Origin of the sequence: Nonomuraea sp. B5E05, assembly GCF_039880665.1 — a bacterium.
GTDB lineage: Bacteria > Actinomycetota > Actinomycetes > Streptosporangiales > Streptosporangiaceae > Nonomuraea.
The window spans coordinates 617,473-631,065 of the sequence record NZ_JBDPMJ010000001.1 but is presented as its reverse complement, the minus strand read 5'-3'; the positions used below and the strand labels follow the sequence as shown (position 1 = coordinate 631,065).

The following is a 13,593-nucleotide window of genomic DNA, read 5'->3' as shown; positions in this document are numbered from 1 at the left end:
TGGATTTTCAATATTGGATCCAAAATATGGAGAAGTCATGATCTCACCCACCGCGCTGTTCGCCCTCGACACGCTGCTGACCGAGGAGGAACGCGAGATCAGGAGCACGGTCAGGCGCGTCTGCGACCGGGAGATCCGGCCGCACGTCGCCGGCTGGTTCGAGGACGGCGAGCTGCCCGCGCGCGAGCTGGCCCGCACGCTCGGCTCGGTCGGCGTGCTCGGCATGCACCTCGACGGCTACGGCTGCGCGGGCATGGGCGCGGTCTCGTACGGGCTTGCCTGCCTGGAACTGGAGGCGGCCGACTCCGGGCTGCGCAGCCTGGTGTCGGTGCAGGGGTCGCTGGCCATGTACGCCATCTGGAAGTACGGCAGCGAGGAGCAGAAGCAGGAGTGGCTGCCCGCGATGGCGGCCGGCGAGCGCATCGGCTGCTTCGGCCTGACCGAGCCCGACTTCGGCTCCGATCCCGGGGGCATGCGCACCACGGCGAAGCGCGAGGGCGGCGACTGGGTGCTGAACGGCACCAAGATGTGGATCACCAACGGCTCGGTGTCGGACGTCGCGGTGGTGTGGGCCCGCACGGACGAGGGCGTCAGGGGTTTCCTGGTCCCCGCGGGCACGCCGGGCTTCACGGTGAACGACGTCAAGCACAAGATCTCGCTGCGCGCCAGCGTGACCAGCGAGCTGGTGCTCGACGGCGTGCGGCTGCCCGGCGAGGCGATGTTGCCGGGCGCCAGAGGCCTGTCCGGGCCGCTGGGCTGCCTCAACGAGGCGCGGTTCGGGATCGTGTTCGGGTCGATGGGGGCGGCGCTCGACTGCCTGGAGACCGCGATCGCGTACGCGGGCGACCGCCAGGTGTTCGCCAGGCCGCTCGCCTCCTACCAGCTCACCCAGGAGAAGCTCGCCGACATGGCGCTGGAGCTGGGCAAGGGCCTGCTGCTCGCGGTGCACCTCGGGCGGCTGAAGGAGGCCGGCACGATCACCCCCGAGCAGGTGAGCGCCGGCAAGCTGAACAACGTGCGCGAGGCCCTGGAGATCGCCAGGAAGTGCCGCACGCTGCTCGGCGCGAGCGGCGTCACTTTGGAATACCCGGTGATCAGGCACTCCGTGAACCTGGAGTCCGTGCTGACCTACGAGGGGACGTCGGAGATCCACACGCTGGTGCTGGGCAGGGCGCTCACCGGGATCGGCGCGTTCAGCTGACGGGCCGCCGATCAGAACGTCTGCCAGGTCGCCTCGGTGACCCGGCAGGGCCCGCCCCGGTGCACCCGTAGCCGCCCGGCCCGCACGTCGAGCCCGATCGTGGCCAGCGTCTCCCACCGCTGGTCGATCGGCTGCGACAGGTCGGGGTGGGCGCACACGGGCGCCTCGACGGGGCCGTGGCTGAGCAGGGCGAGCGCACGTTTCGTCAGGTCGTCACCGCTGAGCTCGCCGGCGTGGTCGCGCAGGTGCCGCAGGCGGGCGTACGTGCCGGGCCGTTCGGTGGCGTGCCGCTCCCCCTCGGCCAGCGCGGGGTCGAGGAAGTGGTTGCAGTGCATCAGGACGCCGCCGGGATCGGGCGGGATGACGGCCACGCCGGCCGGGGAGATCTCGATCGCGCCCGCGCCGCCCGCGGTCACGGCGGTGATGACGGTGGAGGCCGAGACCGTGGCCGAGCGGGCGATGCCGGCGGCCTCCTCCACGGTGGCCGCCTCGTCCAGGATGCGGCGGGCGATCAGGTGCACGGGCACGCCGACCTCGGCGGTGTCGGCGTCGTGGCGCAGGATGTTGAAGTGCACGCCCAGTCCAGCCGTGTTCACCCCGATCTTGGCCAGCGCCCCCGACTCGGTGAATGTGCGCACGACGTGCCCGGGGCTGGGCTCCAGCTCCCACAACATGGGGGCCTCGCGCAGGTGGTCGTGCCAGTCCCAGGTCTGCACCGTACGCGGCGGCAGGCCGGGGCCAGGCAGCACGACGGACGTCGAGCACTCCCCCTCGCCGCTCGCGTGGAGGGCGGCCAGGATCTCGGTCCTGGCGTTGACCACGGCCACCTGCCACGGCTCCAGCCCGGCCCCGGACGCGATCCCGGCGATCTCGTCGGCCAGCCGGGGCGCCCATGCGGCGCTGCGGTCGAGCGCCTGCTCGCCCCACGCGCGGACCTGCGCGGGGGTGGCGCCGGCGACCCTGAACAGGTCGCGGTAGCCGGCGAGGTTGGCGGCGATGGCCGCGCGGCGGTGGGAGCCGAGCTCCTCGCCGCGGGCTCGGGGTTCACCCTGGCTGGACGTGAAAGTAGGAAATGTCATGACTCGACCCTCAGCCCTGTTCGCCTGTCCTGTCCATCAGCCTGTCCATCAGCCTGTCCATCAGCCTGTCCATCAGCCTGTCCATCAGCGCTGTGCACCCGGCTCTGCTGGAATATCGCCGCAGCGGCCGGTGACTGGCGGGCCGAGCTCGCCGCCCAGATCGTCCAGCCACGGGCCGATGGTGGCGGCACTCATTTGACAACCCTTCTCTCTGTACGGACAATGTCCGTACAGCCACCGCGGTGCGGAGACCGACCAACTCCGCACGGCCGCCAGAGGACGACTGGGAAAAGGGGAAAGAGCGACGCTCTACTCCCAGACATGCCTTGGTGACCAGCGTCGGGAAAGACCTCGACGTGCGCGATAAGGACCCTCACATGACTCGAACTGATCTCTCTCGCACCTCACCACCTACGACACCCCCCCACGCGAAGACCAAAATTCGCATCAACCACAAAACCCCCAAAACCCGCCTCGAAGTACGCATCTCTGCAGAAGACAAAGAGTTGATCGAAAGCGCAGCCGATGCCGCACGGGAGACGACGACCAGCTTCGTCCTCAACGCCCTTCGGGAGGCTGCTCAAGAGGTCCTACGTCGCGAGCAGGTGACCTCTGTTCCGCCTGACTTCTTCGAGGCGGTCATTGCCTCTCTCGAAGAGCCACCACAGCGAAACGAAGCGTTGACCGCTGCGGCGAGGAGAAGAAGTGACACCGTGAAGAGGTAGTCCCCTATGTACGTGGCCGCAGCCCTTTCGCCCAGGCATCGAATCGATTCTTTCGATTGCGGGAAGGAGGAACTCAATACTTGGCTGAGCAAGCACGCTTTGCACGCTCAGTCGAGTAGCACCGCACGCACCTTCGTTTGGACGGAGGCCGACCAAACCGATGTCCTGGCCTACTACTCCCTTGCGGGGCATGTCGTCGAACGAGAAGTGCTCCCCAAGAAGATCGGGCGCGGGAGCCCCGACCAGATCCCGGCCGTGATCCTTGCCCGTCTTGCCCTTGACGAGCGTCTTCACGGTCGCGGACTGGGAGGGGTGCTGTTGGTGGATGCCCTGGCGAGGGCCGTCGAGGCCTCGATGAACGTCGCGGCGCGGCTTATGGTGGTAGACGCTATCGACGAGTCGGCAGCCACGTTCTATGAGAAATACGGCTTCACACGCATCCCCGGGACCATGCGGCTGATTCAGAAGATGAGCAGCATCAAAGCCAGTATCGAAGACTCGCCCAGTTCCTCAGAGACCTCCTGAACCGCAGATAAGACCCCGCCCAGAGCAGGGTCTTATCTTTATGGGTACGCCCGTCCTCCGGGTGAGGACGGGCTCTCGCCTCCCACACTCGTTCGTTGCGAACCGAACCGTCGCTGGGTCGACACCCGTGCCGTCGCCCAGCTTCTCCTCCACTTGTTGCCGACGCGACGGACCGCGACGGAGGGGCGAGTGCCTTGGTCGTGTCCCAAGGCGGACACTTACGGCGCGCGGGTGCGCGGCTCAGCCGAAGTTGACGTCGCTGCAGATGTAGTACGTCTGGTCCATGTGCGAGGCCTTCCAGATCGTGTAGACCACGTGACGGCCGGTGCGCGAGCCCTTGCTGATGCCGTTGACCATGTACGTCTCGCCGGGCGCGTAACGCGGGGTCTCCCGGACGAGCTCCAGGTGGTTCCAGCCCAGCGGCGTGGTGGTGGCGTTGTAGCCCTGGCGGGTGATGTAGACCCTGATGTAGTCGGCGCCGTGGCGGGCCTGGTCGTGCAGCCGGATGTCGAAGGTGCCGCCGAGGTTGGCCATGGTCCACGCCCCGGGGGTGTCCATCGAGCGGTAGCGGCCGTCCTGCGTCCGGCCGGCGCTGCAGAGCTGGCCGTCAGGGATCGCGGCCTGGTGGTTGCCGCCGACGTTGTCGCGGTAGAGCCCGTTCCAGTTCCACATGGCGTTCGTGTTGTCCTGCCAGGCCTGCCAGCACATCGGGTCCTGCTGCTGCATGGCGGGGTTCTGGAAGTCACTGCCCCAGCGCAGCCAGCAGCCGTAGTTGCGGGACGCCGGGTCGATGACCGAGCCGTGCGCCGAGGCCGTACCGGTCATGGGGCCGTACAGGGCGATGGCGCAGATCGTCACCACGGACAGCAGCAGCGCGAGGGCGCGCCGCAGGTGGGGTCGGACTCGGGGCATGGCGGTCTCCGTGTTCCGGTCGGGGGTCCGATGGTTTGGGAGCGCTCCCGCCGGGACGGTATCTGACCGGGGAAGGTCGTACAAATGACGGGACATGTCAATGTCTCAGCCGCTTTCACCGCTTCTGTGCGGCGAGTGGAGTGAGCAGCGGAAAGGGCTTTCCCACCGCACGTGGCGCGGGGTGAAAGTTTCACCTCCGCGAGGGAAACCAGACCAACCGCAGTGTAGTTCTCCGTGACCCTCAGTAACGCCGCCCGGGCTGGAGCCCTTGTCGAGCTCGTTCGCGCGCGGCGCTGAGCGCTCGCCCGCCTTGACCTGGTCCTCGGCCCTGCCGGCCCCCTCCTGCCAGGAGGACCGAGGCCAGGCGTTATCCCCGATCGGGTGGTGTGCGAACGGCCAGCGACGTGTAGACGGTCACCTCGTCGGGCTGGAGCAGGCCGTCCTGGATGGCGCAGATGAGCAGCTTCTCCTTGGTGGGCGCGGGCCGCCCGGCCGCCGCGTACTTGACCCTGGCCCGGTCGATGTACTGCCGCACGGTCCGTTCCTTGATCCCCATCCGCGCCGCCACCGAGGCCTTCGACATCGACTGGAACCAGAACAGCAGCGCCGCCCGCTCCTTGTCGGACAGCTGCGGCCGGTGCGGCCCCTCGTCCGTGGCGATGGCCTGGGCCATCGGCGGTGTCATGCTCGGCCGGTCGGCGGCCACCTCCAGGATCGTCTCCAGACACGAGTCACGGGTCGCCCGCCCCTTGCCGATGAAGGCCGAGGCGCCCGCGTCGAGCACCGCGCGCACCGTCTCGGGCTCCTCGTGCTCGGAGAAGACGATGACCCGCTGCCCGCCCGCGCACAACTCCGCGACCCGGTCGATGACCATGGTGCCGTTGAGGTTGAGGTCGAGCAGCAACACGTCGGCGGGCGTGCCGCGGACCGACTCGATGGTGGGCCCCTGCGCGACCAGCTCCACCTGGCTGTCCGGCCCGAACCACGAGCGCACGCCGTCCACCACGACCTGATGGTCCTCCACCAGCGCGACCGTCATGGGCCCCGTCATGGGCCCCGTCATGGGCGCTGCCAGATGCTGTTGACCCATACCTCGCCTCCCTGCCGCTGATAGGTGACGACGACCCCGCTGGGCTCTCGCACCGGAGCGGGGTTGACCGGCAGGTCGTCGTTGTCGGCGACGACCGCCACGCTCACCATGGCCGACATCGCGGACACGGTCACCCTGGCCCTCGTCCTGGCCCCGTCCAGGGCCGCGACGGGTGCTCTGAGGAGGTCCTCGCGCACGCCGTCGGGCAGCGCGGGCAGGCGCTCGCCGAACGGCGGCGCCGTCACCAGGACCTGCCGCCGCTCGGCCGCGTCGATGTGCTCGCGCAGCGCCGACACCAGTTCGTCCGGCACCTCCTCGCGCTCCGTGATGAGCCGCCGCAGCCGCATGGCGCCCGCCGTGCAGTCGTCGCGCACCCGGGACTCGCCGGGGTCGGCGCCGTCGGCGAGTTGCTTGAGCATCGACTCCGCCACCTCGCGGATGGCTTCGTAGCGGCGGAGCCGGTCGGCGTGGATGCGCTGGGCGGACTCGCGCCACGCGTCGTCGGCGGCCAGCCGGCGGGCCAGCAGCGCGGCGTCCTCGGCGCGTACGCGCAGGGTGTGGCAGCCCGCCATGTAGCCGAGCTGGAGCGTGACGCTGCCGGCGATGACCATCAGGTATTTGGCGAGGGAGACGCGGTCGACCGTGCCCGTGGCGATCATCGCCACCAGCATGATGCCGGCGTTGGCCGACAGGAACACGATGGCCTCGGCCCGCCAGCGCGGCCGGTTCCACAACACCATCACACCGAGCCAGCCCACCGACCCCCATCCCCAGTCGATGGGGCCGATCAGGTCGTGCGGCCGGCAGGCCACGATCACCGCGACGTCCAGGACGAGCACGGCGACGGCCAGCTCGCGGGCCCTGGCCGGGCCGGTGAACGTGCGTAACAGCGACAGGGCGGCGACGACGCCGATCGCGGTGTAGGCGATCCAGGCGGCGGCCGCGAGCAGGGGCCAGCGGAACGACTCCCAGCCGGTGACGGTGACGGTGAGGTCGTAGCCCGTGTGCCAGAGCGCGGCGATCACCACGGCGCCGATCGCGGTGTAGAGCGTGTAGCGGTGCGCGACCTCCTCGATGTCGCCGGTCATGGCCGCCACCACAGGCTCACCCGGGTGCCGCCGCTCCCCGAGCTGATGTCGGCGCCGGCGTTCGGCAGGGAGCGCATCGTGCCGAGGATCGAGCCGCGCACGCCGAACCGGTCGGGCGGCACCCGTTCGACTTCGAAGCCGGCGCCCGCGTCGGCGACCTCCACCCTGATCTCGCCGTCGCGGGTGCTGGAGACCAGCTCGGCCTCGCGCACGCCGGCGTGCCGGGCGATGTTCGCCAGCGCCTCGTTGACGGCGCGGGCGAACCGCTCGGCCACGTCCCCCGGCACCGTCTCCGGCGTCAGGCTCCTGCGTACCTCCAGGCTCGTGGCCCGGCCGGCCACCTCGTCGAGCAGGGCGTCGAGGGCGATGGCCGCGGTGCCCGCGTACGGCCTGTCGCGCAGCCGTTCCAGCGCCGCGAGGTCGGTCACGGCCTGGCGGCGCAGCGTGTCCGACGGCCGGTCGTAGGTGCCCAGGCCGACCATGGTCAGCGTGTGCAGCGACGTCTCGTGGACGCTGCCGACCTGGCGCAGCTCGTCCTCGCGGCGCAGCCGCTCGACCATGAGCGTGACCTCGGCGCGCGCGCTGCGGCGCAGGAAGGCGTCGGCCGAGGCGGCGGAGCGGCGCAGCAGCGTCATCAGCAGCGCGATGGACAGGATCTGCACGAGGTGGATCGCCAGGGTGCTCACGACGTCCTGATGCGGCACCGCTAACCGGGCCCCCACCAGGTACGACGCCGCCACGGCCAGCCCGGCGGGCACGGCGATCGCAGGCCGCCAGGCGACGCCGGCGATGACCACGCTCATGGTGACAAGCCCGGAGATCCAGCTCGCGTTCGCGGCGAGCGCGTCCACCGCCACGAGGTGGCGCTGCGCGAGGCAGAGCATGACGGTGACGGCCACATCACCGGCCGCCAGCCAGGACGGCAGCGGCTTCCTGCGCCAGGCCATCCGCAGGAAGAGAACGGTCCAGAGCAGGTGGACCGCCAGGGCGGGCGCCAGCCACCACACCGAGACGGGCGGCACGGCGCCGAGGACCGCCGCGACGACCGCCACCAGGCCGATCACGGCCCGGGAACCGGCCCCGGTGCGCGCGGCGGCCTGCTCCAGTTGCCTGGCCGCCGAGTCGTACCTCGTGGAACCGCGGTGAGACATGCGCCGCCCGCTCGCAGTGAGAGCACAAGACGGATCTCAGATTAACGCACGCCGCAGGGGTGGGCGGGAAGATCGCGCCAGCCGTGGCGGCGGATGGGGAGATGGGTCGCATGGTCGTGTCCTCGGGCCGGCACTGCTGCGGTTGATCACCGTCCTCCCCCGACCCTGATCCGCCGCTCCTCCTGCGGCATGACGGCTGTTCGGCCGTCATCCCCACGACGGCCGAACAGCCGTCAGTCGTGTCTCCTTGTACACGCGTGTACTGATGCGCGGGCCGCTGGGAACGCGAAAGAGAGAGGGAACCTGATGTTCTTCGTGGTGATCCCCATCCTGGTGAGCTGCCTGTCCGTCATGACGGTCCGCGGACGCGGGGAAAGCCGGCCGGCCGGCCTGCCGGTCGCGCGGCCGAGGCTGGTGGCGGCGGGCGGCACGTACGACGGCTCGCGGGGCCGGCCGTCGGACGCGTACGTCATCCAGGAACGGCTCATCGCGGCGGCGCACGGCATGGGCAGCGCGGGCAGCGCGGGCAGCGCGGAACACGCCCACACGGCCGCAGCCCTCGCCCTGGCATCGGTGGTGGCCGCCCGGCCGCAGCGTGCGGGGACACGGGAGAAGGACCTCGGCGAGTGCGCCCAGGCGGCCCACCGCGCAGCACGCGCCGCGGCCCTGCTCCACGCCACCGACCCCGCCACATCGGGGTCCACCCCGTCCGCCGGGCCCCGACCTGCCGCATCCGGGTCCGTCCCTGGCGGAACAGGGCCGGTCAGCTCGCTGGATCTGGTCGTCCTCGACCAGGATCAGCAACCGCGCCTGCGCTACGCCCACGTCGGCGACGGCGCCATCTGGCACTGTGCGAAGGGTGCGGAGCCGCGGCCGCTCACGACGGCGCACGCCTTCGACGGCGGCACGGTGACGGGCGGGTCCGGCCTGCCGTCGGCGCTCACCCCGGAGACCGGGACGCTGCCCCTGCGCTCAGGCGACCGCGTGGCCATCGTCACGGAGGGCGTGACCCGCGCCCTCGGCGCCGCCCGGCTGAAGGCGCTGCTCGCGAGCGGCTCGTCACCTGCCGCCTGCCTGGACCGTCTGTACGACGAGATGTCCGCCCTGGAGCCGGAGGGCGACGCCACGGTGATCATCGCCGACGTGGTCACCGCGTGAGCCCGACGTACGGATCCGGACAGGCCGCCCGGCGATCAGCCCGTCACGGCTCCCGAGAGCGTCGCCGAGCCCGCCGAGGGAGCCGCGCGTGTGAGGTACCCGGGCCGTAAGATCCGGCTTGCCGGAGTGGATGACCCTTGTGCCCGGCGACCTGGGCGTCGGGCACGCGAGCACAAGCGGCCGAACTCTCAGCGATCAGTCGCAGTGCCACCGCGAGCGAGGGGAGTACCAGGAAACTTTGACCCCGTTGACCGGTACGCCGCCTCCCCAGTCGACGCACGTATTGGGTGCCTTCACTTTCCGCGGGCCGGCGTAGTAGGCATAATTTCCGCTGTCGGTCTTGTAGTCGGAGAAGCCGCCGTCGCTATCCTGCTTCGCGATGGAGGCCATCATCCACGTCTTGGTTCCCGCGTGCGCGTCCTTCTTCCACGTGATCACGCAATTGGATGTTCCGTTGTACAGCAGGTAGACGGTGGCTACCGCTCCCAAGTCCTCCTTGTCTATGACGTGGTAACTACCACCACCGCATGCCTCGATCGGGGACGACGCCGCATGCGCCGGGCCGCTGACTGCCACGGACCCGGCGAACAGCGCCGCGGTGGCAAGTGAGAGCCTTGCTCTCCGCCTGAACGTGGTCACTGAACTACACCATCCCTTCCGTTCTGCCCTGCCTGCGATCACCCAACACGAGGGCACGTTTCCTTCGTGTTAGCAAGGCGCCCGACCGCGACGCCGGGATGCGGCGGCGCGCCGATCGTTGAATCTGTCCGCGTCGCGCCGTGTCGTCCCGCAGCCGTTTAGGGTTCAACTGTGAAGCGGTTCGGGGACAGGATGACGAAGTGAGCGCGGCAGTCGGCGTCGAGCGGGCCACGACGGATGACCCGCCGCCCCGGAAGAGACGTCGCAGGCGGTGGCTGTCCTGGACGGTCGTCACGCTGCTGGCCGTCTGGGCCGTCATCCGCGCCGGCGGCCTGGAGCAGGGCTCTTTCCTCACCCAGCTCATGACGGTGACACCCATCGGAGCGGGGCTCGCGGCGCTGACCGCGCTGCTGTCGCTGCTGCGGCGCAACCGCCCGGCCGCGCTCGCCGCCGCCGTGGTGTGCGCGGTGATGGTCTCCATCGTGGCGCCGCGCGCGGTCGCCGCCGAGCAGCCTCCGGCACAGGGCGCGCCGCTGCGGGTGCTGGCGATCAACCTGTTCACCCGGGCCGACGCCGAGACCGTGGTCGACCTGGTGCGCGAGCACGACGTCGACGTGTTCAGCGCCCTGGAGCTCAGCTACGCCGAGGTGGAGCGGCTGGACGCGGCCGGGCTCGCGCGGCTCCTGCCGCACCGCGTGCTGCAGCCCTCGTTCGGCGCCACCGGCAGCGGCATCTTCTCCAAACATCCGGTGAAGGAGCTGACGGGCCTGTTCACCCCGGTCGGGCACAACATGCCGGCCGCGACCGTGACGCTGCCGGGCGGTGGCACGGTCGAGTTCGTGGCGGTGCATCCTAATCCGCCGCTCGGCCGCAAGACGGAGGAGTGGAACGCCGCCCTGAGCGCCTTTCCCCCGGCCACATCCTCGACGATCCGGGTGCTGGCCGGCGACTTCAACGCCAGCCTCGACCACCGGGCCATGCGCGACCTGCTCGACCGCGGCTACGTGGACGCCGCCGACCAGGTGGGCAAGGGCCTGGTGCCGACCTGGCCGAGCTTCAGGAAGTTCCCGCCCATCATCTCCATCGACCACATCCTGGCCGACCGGAGGGTGAGCGTGCGCCGGGTGGAGATCTTCGACGTGCCGGGCACCGACCACCGCGGCGTCTTCGCCGAGTTGCGCTTGCCCTGAGTCTCCGAGAGCCGGGGAGGCGCCCGCTCGCCGGCGGGCGGGCGGGCGCCGTTGGTGCTGCGGTCAGGCCACGTTCTCTTCCCGCGCCCGCTCGAGGGTTTCGAGGTCGAACGCACCCGACTTGACGGCCGCGGTGAAGGACTCCCAGTCGCGGCGGGGCACTTCCAGCACCGTGTCCGGGTGGTCGACGTGGATGACCTCCACGTGATCATTGATCCGCTTCGCCGCGACGCGGCCGGCGTCGTACGTCATCTGCAGCACTCCTTTCAGTAGCCTGCGGAGATTCCGCCCCGGCCATCCGTTCGCAGGAGGACCGGGGCGGCTGGGGGAAGCCTTCCATCCGAGTGGTCGCACCTGCCACCGGCGCCGGGTCGAGCGTGGATGGGAAATCCCACTCGCGGGCTTCGATCTTTGGGTCCCGGTGCAAAGATGTCCTCCCCGCCCGGGCCGGCGTCCGCGGGCGATCGCTCGTGTGCGGGCCCCTGGAACAGGCACGTTGCGCAAAGCGGCCAGGGCCTTCGCTGCGCTCATCCCGGGCCGGCCCTGTGGCTGCTCGCGCCGCGCCTGATCGGCATAGGCTTGCCGGTATGCCGTTGGCCGAGCCATGGGACGAAGACCGCGTCAGAGACGGCGAGCCCCTGTGCGAGCCGGCGGTCGAGGCGCGCGACACCAGCGCGCAGTTCGGGGCCGTGACCGTGGAGAGGAAGAGCTTCGAGCCGGAGCGCCTGTGGCGGGCGGCGGAGCACCCCGAGGATCCGGAGCTGGAGGAGACCTGGCAGCTGCTGGTGCCCCTGGCCGGGTCGCTGCAGGTCATCTGGGCCGATCGCCACGCGACGTCGGGGGTCGGCGACCTGCTGGTGCACGACATGACGCGCGTCCTGGCCGCGCGTTTCCGCGCACCGCGGCAGGGTTCGCGGTTCGAGGCCGCCATCGTCACCGTGCCCTGGTCTCTGGTCTCCCTGCCCACGCACCAGGTGGACGCGATGCTGGGCAGCAGGATGTCGGCCACCGACGGCATCGGCGCCCTGCTGGCGAGCTTCGTCACCGGTCTGGCGGAGAACCCGGGCGCCTACCGGCCCGCCGACGGCCCGCGGCTCGGCATGGTGGTGCTCGATCTGGTCTCGGCGCTCCTCGCGCACGCCATCGAGACCAGCCCCTTCATCCCGCCCTCCAACCGTGACGCGCTCCTCCTGCGTGTCCAGGCGTTCGTCCAGGAGCACCTGCGCGACCCCGGCCTGGGCCCTCGCGCGCTGGCCGTCGAGCACCACATCTCCACCAGCTACCTGCACCGGCTCTTCCAGAAGGAGGGCAGCACGGTCGGCGGCTACATCAGGGCGCAGCGGCTCGACCGCGCCCGGCGTGATCTGGCCGATCCCGCGCTGCGAGAGGTCCCGATCCACAGCATCGCGGCCAAGTGGGGTTTCTCGCACGCCGCCGACTTCAGCCGGGCCTTCCGCCGGGCCTATGGAGTGTCCCCCCGCGACTTCCGGCGCGAGGCGGTCCACACCGCACCGCGCTGACGAGGCTCCGCTCCTGGAGATCAGGTCGGTGCAGGGGTACGACCCCCGAGCGTGTTTCCGCTGTTCAGGCGGCTAGGGGGACTTTTTTAAGTGAGAAGTTAGCGGAGGAGCGTACGTTAACGATCCCAATCACGACACGACCCGACACAGAGGACATGTCATGCAGGTGACCCCGAAGCAGACGGACAACCACGCGACCGTCCGGAGTGTTCGCATCACATAGGGCTGGATCGTCCGACCTATGGATGTTTCTAGCTTCGTTGAAGCATTGCTCCAGTGATGACTGCGCTGCCTACAGTCCAACCCGTGGGGGCTCACGTAATCAGCACCGAGGCGTGGAGCGAGCTGCGTTTCAGCTCCACGCCACAGATCTCGATCTCCATCGCGCCGAACCTGACCGTCCTCGCCATGATCGCCGACGCGCTCGCGGGCCGCCGTCGCGGCCTGCCCGAGCTTTGGCGGAGGGCGATCAGCGCGCGCGTCGGCCCGTACGGGCACGAGTCCGTACGCCCGCTGGCCGCGCCCGGCCGCACGGTCGCGCCCGACAGTCTCGTGGCCAGATCCCCGATCGACGGGGACGTCACCGTGCAGAGCCAGATCAGCGCGCTGCAGGACATCGCGCCGGACGCCCTGCTCAAGGACATGGAGCAGGCGTTCGGGCCGGGGGCGCCGCCCGCGCACTGGCGTGCGGCCGCCGAACATCCGCGCCGCTGGCTGCGCGGCTACGCCAGCGCCGTGACCGACGTCTGGAACACCACGGAACCCCTGTGGAAGCGGGCCCGCCCGCTGCTGGACAGGGAGATCGAGCGGGTGGGCGTGGCGGCCGTACGTGGCCGCCCCGAGCTGCTGTTCGGCTCGCTCAGCGACCGCATCGTCTGCACCGAGCGCGGCCTGCTCATCTCCGACCCGGAACCCATCGCGCACGATCTGGGCGACCGCAGGATCGTCCTGGTGCCGACGCTGGCCGGCAAGGACTCCGTGATCGTCAGCCTGGACGACCCCGAGGCGGTGTGGATCGCCTATCCGGTCCGTGGCGCCGACTCGCTGTGGCGCAAACCGGTCAGACCGGCGGTGGACGAGCTGTCCGCGCTCGTCGGTCCGATCCGGGCCGACCTGCTCTGCGCGCTCGACCAGCCCATGACCATGTCCATGCTGGCGACGGACATGAAGATCGCTCCGAGCGGCCTGACCTACCACTGCGACCGGCTGCGTGCCGGGCGGTTGATCACGCGGGAACGTCGCGGGCGTGAGATGTGGATCGCCCGCACCCGTCGGGCGGAGGAGCTGCTGGAGCTCTTCCGGCGCTGAGGAGGGG

Annotated in this window: 14 protein-coding genes; 7 read left to right on the top strand and 7 right to left on the bottom strand. The window is 70.3% G+C overall.

Annotated features, from left to right (window positions below):
• Nucleotides 1–37: 37 nt before the first annotated feature.
• Nucleotides 38–1,201, top strand: a complete 1,164-nt coding sequence (locus ABGB01_RS02915) for an acyl-CoA dehydrogenase family protein (protein WP_347769949.1) — start codon at nt 38–40, stop codon at nt 1,199–1,201.
• Between the two features lie 11 nt (nt 1,202–1,212).
• On the opposite strand, the gene ABGB01_RS02910 is transcribed toward ABGB01_RS02915, so the two are convergent.
• Nucleotides 1,213–2,280 (bottom strand): C45 family peptidase, encoded by a 1,068-nt coding sequence (locus ABGB01_RS02910; protein ID WP_347769947.1) that lies wholly within the window; start codon nt 2,278–2,280, stop codon nt 1,213–1,215.
• Nucleotides 2,281–2,657: 377 nt separating this feature from the next.
• Here ABGB01_RS02910 and ABGB01_RS02905 point away from each other — a divergent pair, with 377 nt between their 5' ends.
• Together ABGB01_RS02905 and ABGB01_RS02900 are read left to right on the top strand one after the other, a co-directional pair.
• A complete protein-coding gene (locus ABGB01_RS02905; RefSeq protein ID WP_347769945.1) occupies nt 2,658–3,005 on the top strand; it encodes a DUF1778 domain-containing protein in 348 nt (115 codons plus the stop codon).
• A 6-nt stretch (nt 3,006–3,011) separates the two neighbouring features.
• Complete coding sequence (locus ABGB01_RS02900; protein ID WP_347769943.1) at nt 3,012–3,530, top strand: GNAT family N-acetyltransferase; 519 nt, start codon at nt 3,012–3,014, stop codon at nt 3,528–3,530.
• Between the two features lie 240 nt (nt 3,531–3,770).
• Here ABGB01_RS02900 and ABGB01_RS02895 read toward each other — a convergent pair whose 3' ends face one another.
• From ABGB01_RS02895 to ABGB01_RS02880, 4 genes are all read right to left on the bottom strand, one after another.
• Nucleotides 3,771–4,442 (bottom strand): lytic polysaccharide monooxygenase, encoded by a 672-nt coding sequence (locus ABGB01_RS02895; RefSeq protein ID WP_347769941.1) that lies wholly within the window; start codon nt 4,440–4,442, stop codon nt 3,771–3,773.
• A 367-nt stretch (nt 4,443–4,809) separates the two neighbouring features.
• Nucleotides 4,810–5,532, bottom strand: coding sequence for a response regulator (locus ABGB01_RS02890; RefSeq protein ID WP_347769939.1), 723 nt, complete (start codon nt 5,530–5,532; stop codon nt 4,810–4,812).
• On the bottom strand, nt 5,502–6,620 hold the full coding sequence (locus tag ABGB01_RS02885) for a hypothetical protein (RefSeq protein ID WP_347769937.1): 1,119 nt from the start codon (nt 6,618–6,620) through the stop codon (nt 5,502–5,504). Before ABGB01_RS02885 ends, ABGB01_RS02890 begins: the two co-directional genes overlap by 31 nt.
• Nucleotides 6,617–7,771 (bottom strand): ATP-binding protein, encoded by a 1,155-nt coding sequence (locus tag ABGB01_RS02880; RefSeq protein ID WP_347769935.1) that lies wholly within the window; start codon nt 7,769–7,771, stop codon nt 6,617–6,619. The genes ABGB01_RS02885 and ABGB01_RS02880 overlap by 4 nt, the downstream gene beginning before the upstream one ends.
• 306 nt (nt 7,772–8,077) lie before the next feature.
• Between ABGB01_RS02880 and ABGB01_RS02875 the strand changes: the two genes are divergently transcribed.
• Complete coding sequence (locus ABGB01_RS02875; protein ID WP_347769933.1) at nt 8,078–8,929, top strand: hypothetical protein; 852 nt, start codon at nt 8,078–8,080, stop codon at nt 8,927–8,929.
• 195 nt (nt 8,930–9,124) lie between these two features.
• Here the strand turns inward: ABGB01_RS02875 and ABGB01_RS02870 are convergent, their stop codons facing one another.
• The gene (locus ABGB01_RS02870; protein ID WP_347769931.1) at nt 9,125–9,568 is read right to left on the bottom strand and encodes a spore-associated protein A; all 444 of its coding nucleotides are present in this window, start codon (nt 9,566–9,568) and stop codon (nt 9,125–9,127) included.
• 200 nt (nt 9,569–9,768) lie between these two features.
• Between ABGB01_RS02870 and ABGB01_RS02865 the strand changes: the two genes are divergently transcribed.
• Entirely contained in the window at nt 9,769–10,758 is a 990-nt protein-coding gene (locus ABGB01_RS02865; protein WP_347769929.1) for an endonuclease/exonuclease/phosphatase family protein, read from the top strand.
• 63 nt (nt 10,759–10,821) lie between these two features.
• Here ABGB01_RS02865 and ABGB01_RS02860 read toward each other — a convergent pair whose 3' ends face one another.
• Nucleotides 10,822–11,010, bottom strand: a complete 189-nt coding sequence (locus ABGB01_RS02860; RefSeq protein ID WP_132503917.1) for a hypothetical protein — start codon at nt 11,008–11,010, stop codon at nt 10,822–10,824.
• A gap of 335 nt (nt 11,011–11,345) precedes the next feature.
• Between ABGB01_RS02860 and ABGB01_RS02855 the strand changes: the two genes are divergently transcribed.
• Together ABGB01_RS02855 and ABGB01_RS02850 are read left to right on the top strand one after the other, a co-directional pair.
• Nucleotides 11,346–12,278, top strand: coding sequence for a helix-turn-helix domain-containing protein (locus ABGB01_RS02855; protein WP_347769926.1), 933 nt, complete (start codon nt 11,346–11,348; stop codon nt 12,276–12,278).
• Nucleotides 12,279–12,584: 306 nt separating this feature from the next.
• A complete protein-coding gene (locus ABGB01_RS02850) occupies nt 12,585–13,586 on the top strand; it encodes a winged helix-turn-helix domain-containing protein (protein ID WP_347769924.1) in 1,002 nt (333 codons plus the stop codon).
• The last annotated feature ends 7 nt before the right edge of the window (nt 13,587–13,593 follow it).

Excerpts from the sequence above, each read along its gene's own strand:
- ABGB01_RS02910 (WP_347769947.1), bottom strand. The coding sequence starts at position 2,280 with ATGACATTTCCTACTTTCACGTCCAGCCAGGGTGAACCCCGAGCCCGC.
- ABGB01_RS02915 (WP_347769949.1), top strand. The coding sequence starts at position 38 with ATGATCTCACCCACCGCGCTGTTCGCCCTCGACACGCTGCTGACCGAG.
- ABGB01_RS02880 (WP_347769935.1), bottom strand. The coding sequence starts at position 7,771 with ATGTCTCACCGCGGTTCCACGAGGTACGACTCGGCGGCCAGGCAACTG.
- ABGB01_RS02885 (WP_347769937.1), bottom strand. The coding sequence starts at position 6,620 with ATGACCGGCGACATCGAGGAGGTCGCGCACCGCTACACGCTCTACACC.
- ABGB01_RS02905 (WP_347769945.1), top strand. The coding sequence starts at position 2,658 with ATGACTCGAACTGATCTCTCTCGCACCTCACCACCTACGACACCCCCC.
- ABGB01_RS02900 (WP_347769943.1), top strand. The coding sequence starts at position 3,012 with ATGTACGTGGCCGCAGCCCTTTCGCCCAGGCATCGAATCGATTCTTTC.
- ABGB01_RS02860 (WP_132503917.1), bottom strand. The coding sequence starts at position 11,010 with ATGACGTACGACGCCGGCCGCGTCGCGGCGAAGCGGATCAATGATCAC.
- ABGB01_RS02895 (WP_347769941.1), bottom strand. The coding sequence starts at position 4,442 with ATGCCCCGAGTCCGACCCCACCTGCGGCGCGCCCTCGCGCTGCTGCTG.
- ABGB01_RS02875 (WP_347769933.1), top strand. The coding sequence starts at position 8,078 with ATGTTCTTCGTGGTGATCCCCATCCTGGTGAGCTGCCTGTCCGTCATG.
- ABGB01_RS02855 (WP_347769926.1), top strand. The coding sequence starts at position 11,346 with ATGCCGTTGGCCGAGCCATGGGACGAAGACCGCGTCAGAGACGGCGAG.
- ABGB01_RS02890 (WP_347769939.1), bottom strand. The coding sequence starts at position 5,532 with ATGGGTCAACAGCATCTGGCAGCGCCCATGACGGGGCCCATGACGGGG.